Source organism: Chryseobacterium sp. JM1 (genome assembly GCF_000737715.1).
Taxonomy (GTDB): domain Bacteria; phylum Bacteroidota; class Bacteroidia; order Flavobacteriales; family Weeksellaceae; genus Chryseobacterium.
The window spans coordinates 584,153-600,262 of sequence record NZ_JPRN01000003.1; the positions used below are offsets into that span (position 1 = coordinate 584,153).

Consider the following 16,110-nt stretch of genomic DNA (forward strand, 5'->3'; position numbering starts at 1 on the left):
TATAGTTATTATGAAGAGACTCATTTTAGGTATAGCCATCGTAGCTTCTGCATTCGTTTTCGGTCAGAAGAACGATGTAAATGCCAAGTTACAGGAAACGAATAAAGCGGCAATGGATGCATATACTGCAAAGAATTACACCGTTGCGGCGCCGAAGTTTTTAGAAGTATATAACTTACTAAAAACAAATGGCCAGGATGATAAGCTTTACATGTATTATGCAGGGTTAAGTTATGCGTTAGCCAATAACAGCGACGAAGCCATCAAAATCTATACAGAACTTATCAATTCCGGTTTTACAGGTATTCAGACTACGTATACTGCAAAAGAGAAAAAATCCGGTCAGGTGGTTCCTTTGGATAAAACAACCTGGGACCTTATGAAGAAGAACAGTGACTATTCAGATTTTAAAACTGAACAGACTCCAAGTGTTGAACCGGATCTGTATGAAACATTAACTACATTGCTTCTGAATGCAAAAAAACCTACTGAAGCATTAGCGATCATTGAAAAAGGATTGGCAAAATATCCTAACAATGCTAAGCTTAAAGATGCTCAGGGAACTGCATATTATGAGTCCGGAAATACAGAAAAGTTTATCGGAACTCTTAAAGAGCAGTTGGCTAAAAATCCTAATGATGCGACCAACTGGTACAATCTTGGGGTGATGCAGTCTAAAAATCCTGCTTCTTTGGAAGATGCCATCGCATCATTCAAAAAAGCAATCGAGATCAAGCCTGACTTTGACAACGCTTATCAGAACCTTGTATACACTGTAATCGGGGACGATTCTAAAATCGTAGACCAGATCAACGCGACAAGAAAAGAAAAGCCGGAAGAAGCTACCAAGCTGATCGATGCAAGAAGAGAGAGATTTGCGAAAGCACTTCCTTATGCTGAAGGATGGTACAAAGCTGCACCAAAGAACATCGATGCGGTTACTGCCTTGAAAGAGATCTATGTAGTCACTAAAAACATGGACAAAGTTAAAGAAATGAAAGCTAAAGAAACTGAGCTTAAAGCACAGACGAAATAGTCATTCTTTAATTGAATAATAAACAAAGCCGGAACAGAAATGTTTCGGCTTTTGTTTTTCCTGATCCGAAAAAGACCTCTGTTTTTTCCTGTTATTATCGTTAAATTTCACCTTAAAAATTCTCTGCAATTCCGTATCTTTGAGAAAAATTTTTTACAAGATGATAGAGTGGAAAACCGTCAAAGAATACGAAGATATTACCTATAAAAAATGTAATGGTGTAGCAAGAATTGCTTTTAACAGACCAGAACTTCGAAATGCTTTTCGTCCGAAAACTACTTCCGAACTGTATGATGCTTTTTATGACGCCTCTGAGGATTCCTCAATAGGTGTTGTTTTGCTTACCGGAGAAGGGCCAAGTCCTAAAGACGGAGGCTGGGCTTTTTGTAGCGGAGGAGATCAGAAAGCAAGAGGACACCAGGGATATGTAGGAGAAGATGGAAGACATCGTCTGAATATTCTTGAAGTTCAGCGTCTGATCCGTTTCATGCCAAAGGTGGTGATCGCGGTTGTTCCGGGATGGGCTGTGGGTGGCGGACATTCACTTCACGTGGTTTGTGATCTTACTTTAGCGAGTAAAGAACATGCTATTTTCAAGCAGACGGATGCGGATGTGACAAGTTTTGACGGTGGTTACGGATCTGCTTACCTGGCCAAAATGGTAGGTCAGAAAAAAGCCCGTGAAATATTCTTTTTAGGAAGAAATTATTCTGCTCAGGAAGCGATGGATATGGGAATGGTGAATGCAGTGATTCCACACGCTGAATTAGAAGATACAGCGTACGAATGGGCACAGGAAATTTTAGCTAAATCTCCATTGTCTATCAGAATGCTGAAATTCGCCATGAATCTTACAGACGACGGAATGGTTGGCCAGCAGGTATTTGCCGGTGAAGCCACCCGTTTAGCGTACATGACGGAAGAAGCACAGGAAGGAAGAAATGCATTCCTTGAAAAAAGAAAACCGGACTTCGGAGAAAATCAGTGGATCTCTTAAAATAAGAAGTTAGAGGTTAGAAATTAGATACTAGACCTATGCGTTTTTTTTGATCTAATTTCTAGCTTCTAATATCTAACATCTAAATATTTATGTCGGATTGGATAAAAGCCGCAAGGCTAAGAACTTTACCGCTGTCATTAAGCGGAATTATTATGGGGGCTTTCATTGCAAAATGGAGGCTTTACCGTGAAGGCGGAATATGGGACTGGAGAATTTTTGCTCTGGCTCTTTTAGTAACGCTGTTGTATCAGATTTTATCAAACTATGCCAATGACTACGGTGACGGCGTAAAAGGAACTGATGCCAAAAGAATCAATGAGGCGGAAGCGAGAGCGGTAGCCTCAGGAAGAATTACGGCGAAGCAGATGAAAAATGCAGTCATTCTTTTTTCTGTATTGTCTTTTGTGGCAACCATCGGACTTTTATATGTGGCGTTTTTCCCTGATTTCATGAAGGAGTTTTACACTTTCATCGGATTGGGCGTTGCCTGTATTTTAGCTGCCATTGGTTATACGGTAGGAAAGAAACCTTACGGATATATGGGATTGGGAGATCTTTTTGTATTTGTATTTTTCGGATTGGTTTCGGTATGCGGAAGTTATTTTCTGTTTACAAAAACCTTCAGCTGGGATATGTTGTTACCGGGAACAGCCATTGGAATGATGAGTATGGCGGTTTTAAACCTGAATAACATGAGAGATATTGAAAGCGACAGACTTTCCGGGAAAAATAGTTTAGCCTTAAGAATAGGCTTTAAAAATGCAATGATCTATGAAATGATCCTGTTGCAGCTCCCGTTGATCTTAATCCTTGTCTTTTTAGGGGTAAATGGCTTTATCCAGGCCCAGAACTATTACGTTTTTATTGTAATGATCCTGCTGTTACCACTGATGAAGCTGAGAAGGAATATCATGACTGTAAAAGAGCCGAAAGAACTGGACCAATATCTGAAACAGGTGGGGATCATGACTTTTATGATGGCAGTTCTTACAGCATTCGGACTTAACTTTTTTAACTAAAATAATACCACTATGAGTACTGATGTTTTTGTTGAAGCTCAGATGCTGATCAGAAAGCCGGTTGCGGATGTTTTTGAAGCATTTATCAATCCTGAAAAGACCACACAGTTCTGGTTTACAAAATCTACCGGGAAATTGGAAGAAGGCAAATCTGTAACGTGGGAATGGGAAATGTATGGCGTGAAATCGAATGTAAAGGTTCACAATATCGTTCCTGATCAACTGATCAAAACAGAGTGGGGCGATCCGGCAGTACAGGTGGACTACGAATTTAAAGAAATGGAGAAAGGAACGCTGGTGGTCATTAAGAGCTATGGTTTTGCCCAGTCAGGTGAAGACCTGCTGAGAACGGTTAATGACAATACAGGCGGTTTTACGACAGTTTTAGACGGTTGTAAAGCTTATCTTGAACATGGGATTAAACTAAATCTCATCGAAGATAAATTTCCCCAGAAATAATACATGAAGAATACTTTAGCCAACAAAATAACTTCCTGCTTATCCATTTTGTTGGTGATGGTATATCTGTGTGAATTGATGAGTTCTTTTGAAGGGATTAAAAAAATATTTTTAGAAATAAGTCTGGTTGCTTTATTAGTTACCATTTTTGTAATCATTAACCTTTTACTTTCAATTTTACTTTTAACGAAAAAAATAAAAGTAAAACGGGTTCTCATCATCTTTCAAATTCTCATAATCATAGTAACAATTTGGGCATTATATGAAATTTATTCTTTTGAAGAAATCATCATAGATTCCCAGATTGTCTCTTAATTTAAAAATCATTAAAAATGAAAATACAATTTTTAGGACAAAACTGTTTTTTGTTTACGTACAAAGACAAAACAATTTTAAGTGATCCTTTTTACAATTACCAGAAAGCAGAATCAGGCTTTGATATTTCGGCACAAAAGATCGATTATATCCTGCTGACTCATGCTCACGGTGATCATATAGCTGATGTAGCGGAAGTATTGCAGTTTCACCCGGATGCTACCATAATTGGGGTGCCTGAAGTATGCGCCTATTTTGAAACAGCGAAAAATAAAGATGATGTGAACTTAGGAGGATCGGCAAAAATCGACGATCTTAAAATTTCCATGGTACCGGCTCATCACACGAGTTCGTTCCCGGATGGAAGCTATGGAGGCGTTCCTGTAGGTTATATTTTCAGACTTCCTGAAGGTAAGAACATCTATATGGCCGGAGATACTGGTGTAATGGCCGATATGGAGCTGTTCCCAAGGCTTTACGGGAATATTGACCTGTCTATCCTGCCGATCGGAAGCCACTATACGATGTGTCCTAGAAAAGCTTCTTTCGCAGCAGCGGAATTATTGAAAACTCCGAAAGTAATCGGTTGCCACTTTGATACTTTTCCTGCCATTAAGATTGATCACGAAAGTGCACTGAAGCATTTTGCAGATAAAAATGTAGAACTGGTTCTTCCTAAATTGGGAGAGGAGTTTGAATTTTAAATAATAAATGAAAGGTAATCCGGAAATTAGAATGGCAATGTTGAAAAGTATAGAAACAAAAAAAGATAATCTTCCAATTACCTTACTTCAACTTCAATTAAAAAAAAATGGCAAGCTACCTAAATCACACCGCTACGACCAATTACCTTTGCTGTGTTCCCACCCTGGAGGGTTCTCAGGAGCTGGTTGTTTAGGACTTGCCGTTGCAAAGGTAGGAATAATTTATAAACTTCAAAATATTATTAAAGAAAATTAGTAAAAAAAATGCCGTGATAGCGCTAAATAGCTGGAATTAAGGGTAATAATTTTTCAACTTTTTTTAAAAAATCTAACATGACGAAAAGTCCATCAACATTAGGAATTATACTTTTTATCGCTACAATGATCATCTTTTTTGTAGCTTATTTCTTTTTCTCAGGAATCAATTATTTTGAAACCTCGCTGAAAATCAATGCGTTCGTACTGCCGATCATTTATGCGGGAGCCGCGTTCTGGTCCGTAAAATCGTTCTGGAACAAAAATAGAGTGGTAAGTTTTAAAGATGCGTTCTCAAGAGCGTTTGTTCCGATGTTCATCGGAGGAATTCTTTCCATCTTCAGTATCTATGCTTTCCTGAATTTCGTAGATACAGATGCAAAAAAACTTCTTAACTACCAGTATGTACAGAGACAGAAAAATGAATTGGATACTGAGTATCAGTCTGCAAGGAAAATTATGAAGCATCAGAAAGATATTGACGAATTAGATAAAAAGTACAAAGAAAGGCTTCCAAGCTTCTCTCCCGAGGCCGTTAAAGGAAAAGATATGCTTACGGCTAGTCATTTTTCAGGATATTTTGCGGCAATTCTTATATTTTACGTAGTTTTGTCAGTGTTTTTTGGAGCGTTTTTCAGAACGAGATCCGTTCACCAGGAAACAGAAAATCAAGAATAATTTTTATTAGAATTAAATGAATTTATCTATAGTTATTCCGTTATTAAACGAAGAAGACTCTCTGGAAGAGCTTTTTTCAAGGATTGATAATGTATGTTATACCAACAGCTTATCGTATGAAATCTGGTTTGTAGATGACGGAAGTACAGATCTATCGTGGAGTATTATCGAAAATATGAAGGTTCAGTACCCTCAGATCCACGCTATAAAATTTTCCAGAAATTACGGTAAATCACAGGCCCTTCATGCCGCTTTTGAAAGAGCGAACGGAGATGTGGTGATCACCATGGATGCTGATTTACAGGATTTTCCTGAAGAAATTCCGGAACTTTATAAAATGGTTATTGAAGACAACTACGACATCGTTTCGGGTTGGAAAAAGAAACGTTTTGACAATGTAATGACGAAAAATGTTCCGTCAAAACTGTTCAACGCAGCGGCCAGAAAAGTTTCAGGTGTTTATCTTCACGACTTCAACTGCGGTTTGAAAGCTTACAAAAAACAGGTGGTAAAATCAATTGATGTATACGGAGACATGCACCGTTATATTCCGGTATTAGCTGCCAATGCCGGTTTCAGAAGAATTACGGAAAAAGAAGTACAGCACCAGGCAAGACCTTACGGAACTTCAAAATTCGGAACCGAAAGATTTATCAGAGGATTTTTGGATCTTGTAACGCTTTGGTTTGTAAGTCGTTTCGGAGGAAGGCCAATGCATTTCTTCGGTGCGGTGGGAACTGTAATGTTCATCGTAGGTTTCCTTTCAGCACTTTGGTTAGGTGTTTCAAAACTGATTGATGTAGCAAGAGGGATTTATGGTCACCTGATCACCAACAATCCTTGGTTTTTTATTGCTCTGACGATGATGCTTATGGGAACCTTGCTTTTCATAGCCGGATTCTTAGGTGAAATGATCATCAGAACGAACAGGGAACATAAGAATTATAATATTGATGAAGTGATTTAATACGTTAAGCACATCATCATTAAACGATAAAATCCCCAAAGAGTTCTCAACTTTTTGGGGATTTTTTATGCAATTTTCTTTGTTGGAATAGCATTTTAAATAGCTTTTTTTGGTAATCGCGAAGATGCAAAGGTTTTACAATCATACTGTTTTAAGGCGCAAGAAAATCAAATATTTTCAGCAAGGTTTACTGAATTGATATTTTTACAGGAACAGAATATAGATGCTCTGTCATAAACCTTATAGGTTTCGAAAACCTATAAGGTTTTATTAACGGTTGAGAAAATCAAGATTTCAGTTAGGTTACTGTATAAATATTTGAACAGTAATCAATTTTATCGCAGATAAAATCCTTGCGCCTTAACAACGCAAAATAGGTAAGAATCTTCGCGCCTTTGCTAAAAACCAACACATTAAACCAACTTCATCCAACAAATTAAAAAATACAGAATATTAGCAGAAAACACAATTACAGAACCATTTCCGAAGCGTTTTTTCTTTATATTTGTGTGTAATTTATAAAATTGATAACACAACAAAACAAGCCGGCGAAATTTATTTTAATCATTTTTTCCTTTCTTTTTCTGTCTTCCTGCACATCATCCAAACTTCTGGGATCTTGGGAATTCATAGATTTATATGATGAAGTAGTGACTGAGATTGACACCTTGAAGTCCAAAGAAAATAATTCTAAATATGGAACAGGGACTTTGACTTTCAATAAAGACAATTCCTTTACATCCATGGAAGAATCGGGGAGTTATCAAAGAAAAAGTAAAACGCTGAAGATGAAATATCCTGCTGTAGATACTGTTGTGATGAATATTTCCCATATAAGCAAAGATTATTTATTACTGTCAGCAGGAAAGGATCCGAAAACCTGGTTTTACAGGAAAAAATAAAATGTACAGATTTTTACAATGAACCCGAAAAGCTGTTTAAATTGCGGTCATGAGATCTCCGGTGAGTTTTGTTCTCATTGCGGACAGAAATCAGATACAGCAAGAATCACCCCGCATTCATTGATTAAAAGTGATATATTAGGATCAATCTGGCATATAGAAGAAAGGTTTTTCAGAACTTTGAAACACGTTTTGTTCGGGCCTGGAAGAATGGCAATGGATTATATTTCCGGGAAAAGAATTAAATATTACAATCTGTTTTCATTGTTGCTTATTCTGTTCGGATTCAATGTGTTAACAATGCATTTTTATTTGGATCTGAATCCAGCGGAAATTCCAAAAGACAGTGCTAAAATCCTGCAATTTTTTTCAAAATATTCTAAAACCATCCTTTTTGTAATCATCCCGATGCTTGGGGTGAATGCTTTTTTCATTTTCAAAAGGATAAAATTGAATATTGCCGAGCATTTTATCATCGGAACAGTAAGCCTGTTAGGAATTTTAATCCTATTTTTGTTTAATGATATGGTAAGTCTTATCGGTCTGTGGCAACCTGCAGCGAAGATTTTTGCTATTCTGGATAAGGCTTCAGTTGTACTTCTCGTTCTCTTTCCGGCAGTTACGTATTGGAATGCATTTAAAAACTCATACTCAAAACCGGGCCTGCTTTGGAGAGTATCGGTGCTGTATGTCCTGATGGGAATAGAAAGTCTTGCCATAATTACGATTTTATATAGAATATTTTAAATTGAATATGAAAAAAATACTATACACATCCCTGCTTGTAGCGGCGGTTTCCTGCGGAAAAGTTTCTCCAAAAGGAACGATTGAAAGGAAAGACGTGGATGTTTCAGAATTTGTGAATCTGGATCTGGAAGGTAAATTCCGTGTATTTTATGCCAGAGGGGATAAGAATTTTGTGGAAATTGAAACCTATCCCAATGTAGCCGGTAATCTGGATGTAGAGGTAAAAGACAAGACCCTTTTTATTAAAGAAAAACGGGGTACGAAAGGAGTAGATTTCTATAATGTGACGATTTATTCAAAATATAATCTTGAAAAAGTAGCCGTTGCAGACTCTGTGGAAATGAACATTTCGAGCGAAATTAAGACCGACAATTTTAGGCTTAATTTAAAAAATAATGCTACATTTATGGGTTCAGTGAACACGAGAAGAGCAGAAGTAGACATGCAGAATAAAAGCCGGGCCAACTTTTTGGGACTGACGAAGAATGCTGTGATAAAGATCTCAGACACAGCAAGTCTGATCGCTCCTTACTGGAAAATAGAAAACCTGAATATTGATTCTAAGAACGGAAACTACGCAGAAGTGAACGTGAAAGATTCTCTAAAAGGAAATATTCAGAATACCGCAAAATTCATCTATTATAACAACCCGATCCGTGCCTTTAAAATTGATAAGCAGGCTCGTGTGGAGAATAAGAAATTGGATTAATTAAAATAGGAAGGAAGATGGAAGCTGGAGGAGGGAAGTTATTATAGGAAAGAAGAAATTGATGAGTTTCAAATTTGAGAAATTGATTATTTGGCAAAAATCTATGGATTTCGGGGAGATTATTTTTAAATTGTCTCAGAGTTTTCCAAGAGATGAAACTTTTAATCTTACTTCTCAGATAAGACGGGCATCTGATTCAATAGGACTTAATATTTCAGAAGGAAGTATTTTACAGTCGAAACCGGAATTTAAGAAATTTCTTGGATATACGACCCGTTCTTTAGCTGAAACCGTGACCTGCCTGTATAAGGCAAAAAACCGAAATTATATTTCAGAAGAAGAATTCAGGGCCTTGTATAATGAGAGTTATAATTTAATGAATCAGATTATAGCTTTTAGAAATCAGTTAAAAGATTAAGGACTAGAAGTCAGATAAATAAAAGTAAATAAGAAGTGGAAACATTGAAGTTGAGACAAAAATATCTCCCATCTTCGAGTTTTCATCTTCCGAACAAAAATAAACAGAATAGTAAAACAAAAGCAGGATAGATGAATTTGGATATAGAATTACTTCCATCTTCAAGCTTCCCGCTTCCAAACTTAGATACACATATGACAACATTAGAAAAAGCGCAACTTTGGTTAAGTGATACATTCGATAAAGAAACAAGAGATGCTGTACAGACATTGATCGACAGCAATTCCCCGGATCTGGAAGATTCTTTCTACAGAGAACTTGAATTCGGAACAGGAGGAATGAGAGGTATCATGGGAGTAGGAACCAACCGCTTGAATAAATATACATTGGGACAGGCTACACAGGGACTGGCCAATTATATGCTTCAGCAGTTTAAAGGAGAGGAAATTAAAGTAGCGATTGCTTATGACGTTCGCCATAATTCAAAAGAATTCGGGAAACTTGTGGCTGATGTTTTAACAGCCAACGGAATTAAAGTGCTTCTTTTCAAGGATCACAGACCGACTCCTGAATTATCATTTACCGTAAGAGACAAAAAATGTAACGGAGGAATTGTATTGACTGCCTCACACAATCCACCTGAATACAACGGGTATAAAGTATACTGGAATGACGGTGCACAGATTGTACCGCCGCATGATGAAGCCATTATCAATGAAGTATATTCTGTGAAATTTGACGAAATTAAATTTGATGGAAATGATGATCTGATCGAATGGATCGGAGAAGAGCAGGACGACGTTTACATCGATGCCTGTCTTGAAAATTCTACCTATCAGAATGTTGGGAAAGAGAATTTAAATATCGTTTTCACGTCTATTCACGGAACAACATATACAACGATTCCGAAAGCTTTGGAAAAAGCAGGATTCAAAAAAGTGGATCTGGTGAAAGAACAGATGATCCCGAGCGGGAATTTTACTACGGTAGAATCTCCGAATCCGGAAGAACCTGCTGCACTGGAAATGGCTATGGATCTGGCAAGAATTACCAATGCGGACATCGTCATCGGTACAGATCCGGATGGCGACAGATTAGGAATTGCCGTAAGAAATCTGGATGGAGACATGCAGCTTCTGAATGGTAATCAGACGAATACCATCCTTACGTACTATATTTTAAATGAGTGGAGAAAGCAGGGAAGAATCACCGGAAAAGAGTTCATCGGGTCTACGATTGTAACCTCTGATATTTTCTTTGATATTGCTCAGAAATTCGGTGTTGAATGTAAATCCGGATTGACAGGATTCAAATGGATCGGAAAAATGATCCGTGAAGCGGAAGGAACACAAAAATTTGTCTGTGGTGGGGAAGAAAGTTTCGGTTTTATGACCGGAGATTTTGTCCGCGATAAAGATTCATGCGGAAGTATCCTTGTTGCATGCGAAATTGCTGCGTGGTGTAAAGCCAACGGAAGAACAATGTATCAGTACATGATTGAGATCTATGAAGATCTGGGAATGTACTACGAAGGACTGGTAAATATTGTCAGAAAAGGAAAAGAAGGCGCTGAAGAAATTCAGAATATGATGAAAAACTTCCGTGAGAATCCTCCTAAAGAACTGGCCGGATCATTGGTGGAAGAAGTGAAGGATTTTAAAGAACAGACTAATTTCACTGTTTCAAAAAATGAGACAAAAGTAATGAACGACATTCCAAAATCGAATGTACTGATTTATTATACCCAGGACGGAACCAAAGTTTGTGTAAGACCTTCAGGAACTGAACCGAAAATTAAATTTTACATCTCTGTAAAAGACACAATTACGTCTGAAGCAGATTTTAAAGATAAACTGAAATCATTAGAAGCTAAAATCGAGGACGTAAGAAAAGATTTGAAATTAGATTAATTCCAGATTTGCAGAAGATGATAAAAAAGATTGTAGCAGTCTGTATGCTCTCTGTACTTGTTTTTTCCTGTAAAAAAGAAGTACAGAAAGTAGCGGAAACCAAAACAGCGAATGATTCAATCACTCAAACAGAAATAAAAGAAGATCTGTTTAAGCCTATTGATACAGCCTGTTCAACAGCTAACAAAACTGAGGATTATATTGCTGCTCTTCAATGGTATAAGGCTAAGACTGATAAAGAAATTGCAGTAAACAGCCCGGAACAAAACAACAGCTTATACGAAGATTATGTCAAAATAAGAACAAAGTATACAGACTGTCTGAATGGTTTACATCAGGATATGTTAGATCAATATACTGATTATCATACCAATGAACCGGACACTTATCGTTTGCCGGACAGCGTAAAAAAAATTGCCGCTGAACTGAATAAGGCAGGTCTTGAATTTCGTGTTATGGGAGAGGGACTGACAGAAATTCATTCCGTGAACAGATATGATTATGCTGTATTTAAGAATAAAGTGACTCCTGACTATGAGAGCTATATTCTGCAGTTGGCCAATGACAGTAAAGAAAATTATGCTATCAATGGAGGTCTGATGATTACCTGGGAAGAATTAGGGGACAGATTGATCGCTTGGGAGAATTTTATGAATAAATTTCCTAAAAGCCCGTTGATAAAGAAAGCGAAAAGAGAATATGATGATTATTTATTAGATTATATTCTTGGAATGGACAGTTCCCCGACTTATGACAGAACAGAAGGGAGATTGATGGATGACTCCAAAGAAGAATACAGCAGGATCATAAAAAAATATCCGAATTCGAGAACCGCAAAAAAAGCAAAAGAACTGATAGCAGCTTTTGACGCGCATGTACCTGTAGATCAAATAGAAGACAGGATTAATTTGAGAAGATAATATTAGTAAATTTAAATAAAAATAAAGTGAAAGTTTCAAAATTAGCGGCGAACCTGATTGGTTCCGAAATCGTAAAAATTGGTAATGAAGTAAATGATTTAAAAGCAAAAGGAGCGGAGATAGCCAATCTTACTATTGGTGACCTGAATTCTAATCTATATCCTATTCCGGCATTGCTGAAGGAAGAGATTCAGAAGGCATATCAGAATAATCTGACGAATTATCCGCCAGCCAACGGACTTTTATCTTTAAGAAAAGAAGTTTCCAAAGACCTGAAAAACAGATGGAATCTGGATTATTCACCCAACGATATTTTAATTACTGCAGGATCAAGACCTTTGATCTATGCAGTTTATAAAACCATTGTAGATGAAGGTGATAAAGTAGTATATCCTACACCGTCATGGAATAACAACCATTACGCTTACCTTACTTCCGCAGAAGCTGTAGAAGTGAAGACCACTCCTGAAAATAATTTCCTTCCGACAGCAGATGATCTGAGACCTCATTTAGGAGGGGCAGTTCTGTTAGCGCTTTGTTCGCCATTGAACCCAACAGGAACTATGTTTACAAGAGAGCAGCTTTCAGATATCTGCGAACTGGTTCTTGAGGAAAACAAAAAAAGAGGAGCAGACGAAAAACCATTGTACTTGATGTACGATCAAATCTATTCTAATCTTACTTTCGGTGCAGAACACGTAGATCCGGTTTCTCTTTTCCCTGAACTTAAGGAATACACCATTTATATTGACGGAATCTCTAAATGCCTTGCTGCAACAGGTGTACGTGTAGGATGGGGATTCGGTCCTGCTCATATTTTGGATAAAATGAAAGCTCTTCTGACACACGTTGGAGCATGGGCACCAAAACCTGAACAGGAAGCTACCGCTAAATTCTATGAAAACCCGGAAAATGTAAATGTTTTCGTGGAAGATTTCAAAGGAAAATTAGAGGAAAGCTTAAAAGTTCTTCACGGTGGAATCCAGGATCTGAAAGGAAAAGGATTATCAGTGGAAAGCATTGAGCCAATGGGAGCTTTATACCTTACCATCAGATTGGATTATATCGGAAAAACAAAACCAGACGGCTCTGTGATTGAAAATTCTTCTGACCTGGTTTTCTATTTAATTAATGACGCTGGTGTTGCTCTTGTACCGTTCTCAGCTTTCGGAGAAGCAAAATCTGAACCTTGGTTCCGTGCTTCTGTAGGAGGTTTAGCTGTGGATGAGATCAAGGTGATGCTTCCGAAGCTTGAAAATGCTCTGAATAGTCTTAAATAGTTTTTAATATAACAGTATAGCAATGTATCAATGTAACAATTCCAGTACTTACAATATTGGTAAACTGTTAAATTGATACATTGTTACATTTAAAATAGAATAGATGCTTTGACTTCGCTCAGCATGACACCTTTATAGTCAATTGTTAGTATTAGCAGTGTCACGCTGAGCGAAGTCGAAGCGTTTTTGAAAATAAATGACTATTTCTGGAAACGAAACAGTAACTAGTCATTCATAACATTAATTTATAATCAATGAAAATCATAGCTGTCATTCCTGCCCGTTACGAAGCAAGCCGTTTTCCGGCAAAGCTGATGCAGATGTTGGGAGATAAAACCGTTATTACAACAACGTATAAGAATGTTGTGGAGACGAAACTGTTCGATGAAGTGTTTGTAGCAACGGATTCAGAAATTATTTTTGAAGAAATCGTGAAAAACGGAGGAAAAGCCGTGATGACCGGACAGCATGAAACGGGAAGCGACCGTATTGCAGAGGCCGTACAGAACATCGATTGTGATATTGTGATCAATGTTCAGGGTGATGAACCTTTCCTTAAATTAGAGCCTCTGAGACAGCTTATCGACGTATTCAGAGATGATGACAATCAGGAAATTTCTCTGGCTTCATTAAAAATAAAACTGACGGAAAAAGCAGAAATCGAAAATCCGAATAATGTCAAAGTCATTACGGATAACAATGGGTTCGCACTGTATTTCAGCCGCTCTGTAATTCCTTTCCACAGGGAGGTTTCTTACGATGTGAGTTATTTTAAACATATCGGGGTTTACGCTTTCAGCAAACATGCACTGCTTCAGTTCTCTAAACTGGAAATGAAACCGCTGGAAATATCAGAAAAGATAGAATGTATCCGTTATCTTGAATATGGTATGAAAATCAAACTGATAGAAACTAATTTCATCGGAGTAGGAATCGATACACCGGAAGATCTGGAAAAAGCACGGAAATTAATTTAAAAATAGATTGGGAAAAGATTAACATTACCTGCATTCAGCGCTTTTGTTTTTTTGCCCAATTCCTCTTATATTTGAATGAATATACAGGCTATACATGAGGATTTTGTTTTTAATAGTATTGTTTTGCTGTTCCCATCTGAAATGCCAGAATTTGAATAATAAAAAATTCTATGCCCAAATGAATCATAGATGTCAGGCAACAACCAATGGAGCGATCGATATCTACACATTTCTTGTGCTGGAATTTAAAAATAACAAAATCTATCCGGCGTATTTAGCGATACCATCTCAACAGCAAAGTATAAAAGATCCTATTAATTATAAATTTGAAAATAAAATAGTATATCTTGCAAAACCATTAGATTTTAAAGAAGATCTGGGGACTGTTTTCACTTACGCAAATGGAAATCTGGTACCCAAAAAGAAACAGAATGAATCAAAATTTATTTTCAGACCCTCTTTAGACCATTATTTTAAAAGAAATAAATGAAAAAAATAATATACTTAGTCCTTTTAACGCTTACCACTTCACTGTATTCTCAGACGGCAAAAGAAATTATAGACAAGAATATAGAACTGTCCGGAGGACTGACGAATTGGAAACTATTGAATTCAGTACTGTTACAGGGAAAAGTGATCTTAGGAATCAAAGACGAATATCCTATTAAAATTTACCAGCAGCGTCCCAATCTGACCAAAACGGTGATCAGCATCAGCGGAAAAGAAACAGCGATTGAAGGCTTTGACGGAACTAAAGGATACGCCATGAATTATGCGACTAACAAGCTTCAGGAATACCCTGAATATGTTTCAGAAAGTTTTGATAATGATTTCATCGACTGGGAAAGCAAAGGGTTTGATGCCAAATATCTTGGAAAAGAAAAAGTAGGAGAGATCTACTGCCATAAAGTAGAACTAACGAAAAATGTCAATAAGAACATCTATTATTTCGACGTTAAAACGTTTATGCTTTTAAAAGAAGTTAAAAAAGATGATACGTTGATCTACTCGGATTATAAAAAAGTAGGAAACCTGGTCATGGCTTTCAGAATAGAATCTTCAAGCACCAAAAAGGACGGTGATTATATGATGATCTTAAATAGAATTGACGTCAATAAAGTATTTCCGGCCAATATTTTTAAGTTTTAATTAAATATATTGGCTTAACGAAACGGTTGATGTTTCATTAGAGGTTCAATAACTCCGGCAAAACTGCCAACTAAATTGTAAAGAAATGAAAAATGTTTTCTTATGGCTGCTTTCCACTGTAGCATTTTTACAAAGCTGTATCAATCAGAAAAGTGAAATTTCTCAAGCTAAAACCAATGAACTTATGGGAAAAACAATATATGACTTCAAAGTTGAAAGCCTTGACGGCAGCGAAATCAACTTTGCCGATTTTAAAGGAAAAAAAATCCTTATTGTAAACACAGCGTCAGAATGCGGATTTACACCACAGTACGCAGATCTGGAGAAAGTGTACGAAGAATATAAAGACAAATTGGTCATTGTAGGATTTCCAGCCAATAATTTTGGAGGACAGGAACCGGGAACCAATACCGAAATCGGAGCATTTTGTCAGAAAAACTATGGAGTTACATTTCCACTTGCCGCAAAAGTTTCTGTAAAAGGAGATGATACCGCCCCGATTTTCAAGTATCTGACTGAGAAAGAATTAAACGGAGTGAAAAACACAACGATTCTATGGAACTTCACCAAGTTTCTGATCGATGAAAACGGAAAACTGGTAGATACGTTCATAAGTACGACAAAACCTACTGACGACGTGATTACAAAGTATCTGAAGTAAGATA

The 16,110-nt window shown here is 37.1% G+C and carries 19 protein-coding genes and 1 other RNA gene; 19 read left to right on the top strand and 1 reads right to left on the bottom strand.

What is annotated here, in order from left to right:
* Positions 1-10 precede the first annotated feature (10 nt).
* From IW22_RS07725 to IW22_RS07750, 6 genes are all read left to right on the top strand, one after another.
* Positions 11-1,036 (top strand): tetratricopeptide repeat protein, encoded by a 1,026-nt coding sequence (locus IW22_RS07725; RefSeq protein WP_034725439.1) that lies wholly within the window; start codon positions 11-13, stop codon positions 1,034-1,036.
* Positions 1,037-1,196: 160 nt separating this feature from the next.
* Complete coding sequence (locus IW22_RS07730; protein ID WP_034725441.1) at positions 1,197-2,033, top strand: 1,4-dihydroxy-2-naphthoyl-CoA synthase; 837 nt, start codon at positions 1,197-1,199, stop codon at positions 2,031-2,033.
* A 92-nt stretch (positions 2,034-2,125) separates the two neighbouring features.
* On the top strand, positions 2,126-3,055 hold the full coding sequence (gene menA, locus IW22_RS07735) for a 1,4-dihydroxy-2-naphthoate octaprenyltransferase (protein ID WP_034725443.1): 930 nt from the start codon (positions 2,126-2,128) through the stop codon (positions 3,053-3,055).
* A gap of 12 nt (positions 3,056-3,067) precedes the next feature.
* Positions 3,068-3,514 carry an SRPBCC family protein gene (locus IW22_RS07740; RefSeq protein ID WP_034725445.1) on the top strand — a complete coding sequence of 149 codons (447 nt, stop codon included), beginning with the start codon at positions 3,068-3,070 and terminating at the stop codon, positions 3,512-3,514.
* Between the two features lie 3 nt (positions 3,515-3,517).
* Entirely contained in the window at positions 3,518-3,829 is a 312-nt protein-coding gene (locus IW22_RS07745) for a hypothetical protein (protein ID WP_131401703.1), read from the top strand.
* A 17-nt stretch (positions 3,830-3,846) separates the two neighbouring features.
* Positions 3,847-4,533: a metal-dependent hydrolase gene (locus IW22_RS07750; RefSeq protein WP_034725448.1), complete on the top strand. Its 687-nt coding sequence runs from the start codon at positions 3,847-3,849 to the stop codon at positions 4,531-4,533.
* A gap of 105 nt (positions 4,534-4,638) precedes the next feature.
* On the opposite strand, the gene ffs is transcribed toward IW22_RS07750, so the two are convergent.
* Positions 4,639-4,736: signal recognition particle sRNA small type (ffs, locus tag IW22_RS23980), an RNA gene on the bottom strand.
* Between the two features lie 130 nt (positions 4,737-4,866).
* On the opposite strand from ffs, the gene IW22_RS07760 reads away from it, so the two are divergent.
* From IW22_RS07760 to IW22_RS07820, 13 genes are all read left to right on the top strand, one after another.
* Positions 4,867-5,466 carry a DUF4199 domain-containing protein gene (locus IW22_RS07760; RefSeq protein WP_034725452.1) on the top strand — a complete coding sequence of 200 codons (600 nt, stop codon included), beginning with the start codon at positions 4,867-4,869 and terminating at the stop codon, positions 5,464-5,466.
* 16 nt (positions 5,467-5,482) lie between these two features.
* Complete coding sequence (locus tag IW22_RS07765; RefSeq protein ID WP_034725454.1) at positions 5,483-6,433, top strand: glycosyltransferase family 2 protein; 951 nt, start codon at positions 5,483-5,485, stop codon at positions 6,431-6,433.
* A gap of 524 nt (positions 6,434-6,957) precedes the next feature.
* Positions 6,958-7,335 (top strand): hypothetical protein, encoded by a 378-nt coding sequence (locus IW22_RS07770; protein ID WP_034725456.1) that lies wholly within the window; start codon positions 6,958-6,960, stop codon positions 7,333-7,335.
* 18 nt (positions 7,336-7,353) lie between these two features.
* The gene (locus tag IW22_RS07775; RefSeq protein ID WP_034725457.1) at positions 7,354-8,082 is read left to right on the top strand and encodes a DUF3667 domain-containing protein; all 729 of its coding nucleotides are present in this window, start codon (positions 7,354-7,356) and stop codon (positions 8,080-8,082) included.
* Positions 8,083-8,089: 7 nt separating this feature from the next.
* Positions 8,090-8,791 (top strand): GIN domain-containing protein, encoded by a 702-nt coding sequence (locus tag IW22_RS07780; protein ID WP_034725458.1) that lies wholly within the window; start codon positions 8,090-8,092, stop codon positions 8,789-8,791.
* Positions 8,792-8,852: 61 nt separating this feature from the next.
* Positions 8,853-9,209, top strand: a complete 357-nt coding sequence (locus IW22_RS07785; RefSeq protein WP_034725461.1) for a four helix bundle protein — start codon at positions 8,853-8,855, stop codon at positions 9,207-9,209.
* 194 nt (positions 9,210-9,403) lie between these two features.
* Complete coding sequence (locus IW22_RS07790; RefSeq protein ID WP_034725672.1) at positions 9,404-11,119, top strand: phospho-sugar mutase; 1,716 nt, start codon at positions 9,404-9,406, stop codon at positions 11,117-11,119.
* Positions 11,120-11,136: 17 nt separating this feature from the next.
* Positions 11,137-12,039 carry a hypothetical protein gene (locus tag IW22_RS07795; protein WP_034725462.1) on the top strand — a complete coding sequence of 301 codons (903 nt, stop codon included), beginning with the start codon at positions 11,137-11,139 and terminating at the stop codon, positions 12,037-12,039.
* A gap of 26 nt (positions 12,040-12,065) precedes the next feature.
* The gene (locus tag IW22_RS07800; protein WP_034725464.1) at positions 12,066-13,319 is read left to right on the top strand and encodes a pyridoxal phosphate-dependent aminotransferase; all 1,254 of its coding nucleotides are present in this window, start codon (positions 12,066-12,068) and stop codon (positions 13,317-13,319) included.
* 254 nt (positions 13,320-13,573) lie between these two features.
* Complete coding sequence (kdsB, locus tag IW22_RS07805) at positions 13,574-14,296, top strand: 3-deoxy-manno-octulosonate cytidylyltransferase (RefSeq protein WP_034725466.1); 723 nt, start codon at positions 13,574-13,576, stop codon at positions 14,294-14,296.
* A gap of 178 nt (positions 14,297-14,474) precedes the next feature.
* Positions 14,475-14,786 carry a hypothetical protein gene (locus tag IW22_RS07810; protein WP_131401704.1) on the top strand — a complete coding sequence of 104 codons (312 nt, stop codon included), beginning with the start codon at positions 14,475-14,477 and terminating at the stop codon, positions 14,784-14,786.
* Positions 14,783-15,445: a hypothetical protein gene (locus tag IW22_RS07815; RefSeq protein WP_034725468.1), complete on the top strand. Its 663-nt coding sequence runs from the start codon at positions 14,783-14,785 to the stop codon at positions 15,443-15,445. Before IW22_RS07810 ends, IW22_RS07815 begins: the two co-directional genes overlap by 4 nt.
* 85 nt (positions 15,446-15,530) lie before the next feature.
* Complete coding sequence (locus IW22_RS07820) at positions 15,531-16,106, top strand: glutathione peroxidase (protein WP_034725470.1); 576 nt, start codon at positions 15,531-15,533, stop codon at positions 16,104-16,106.
* Positions 16,107-16,110 lie beyond the last annotated feature (4 nt).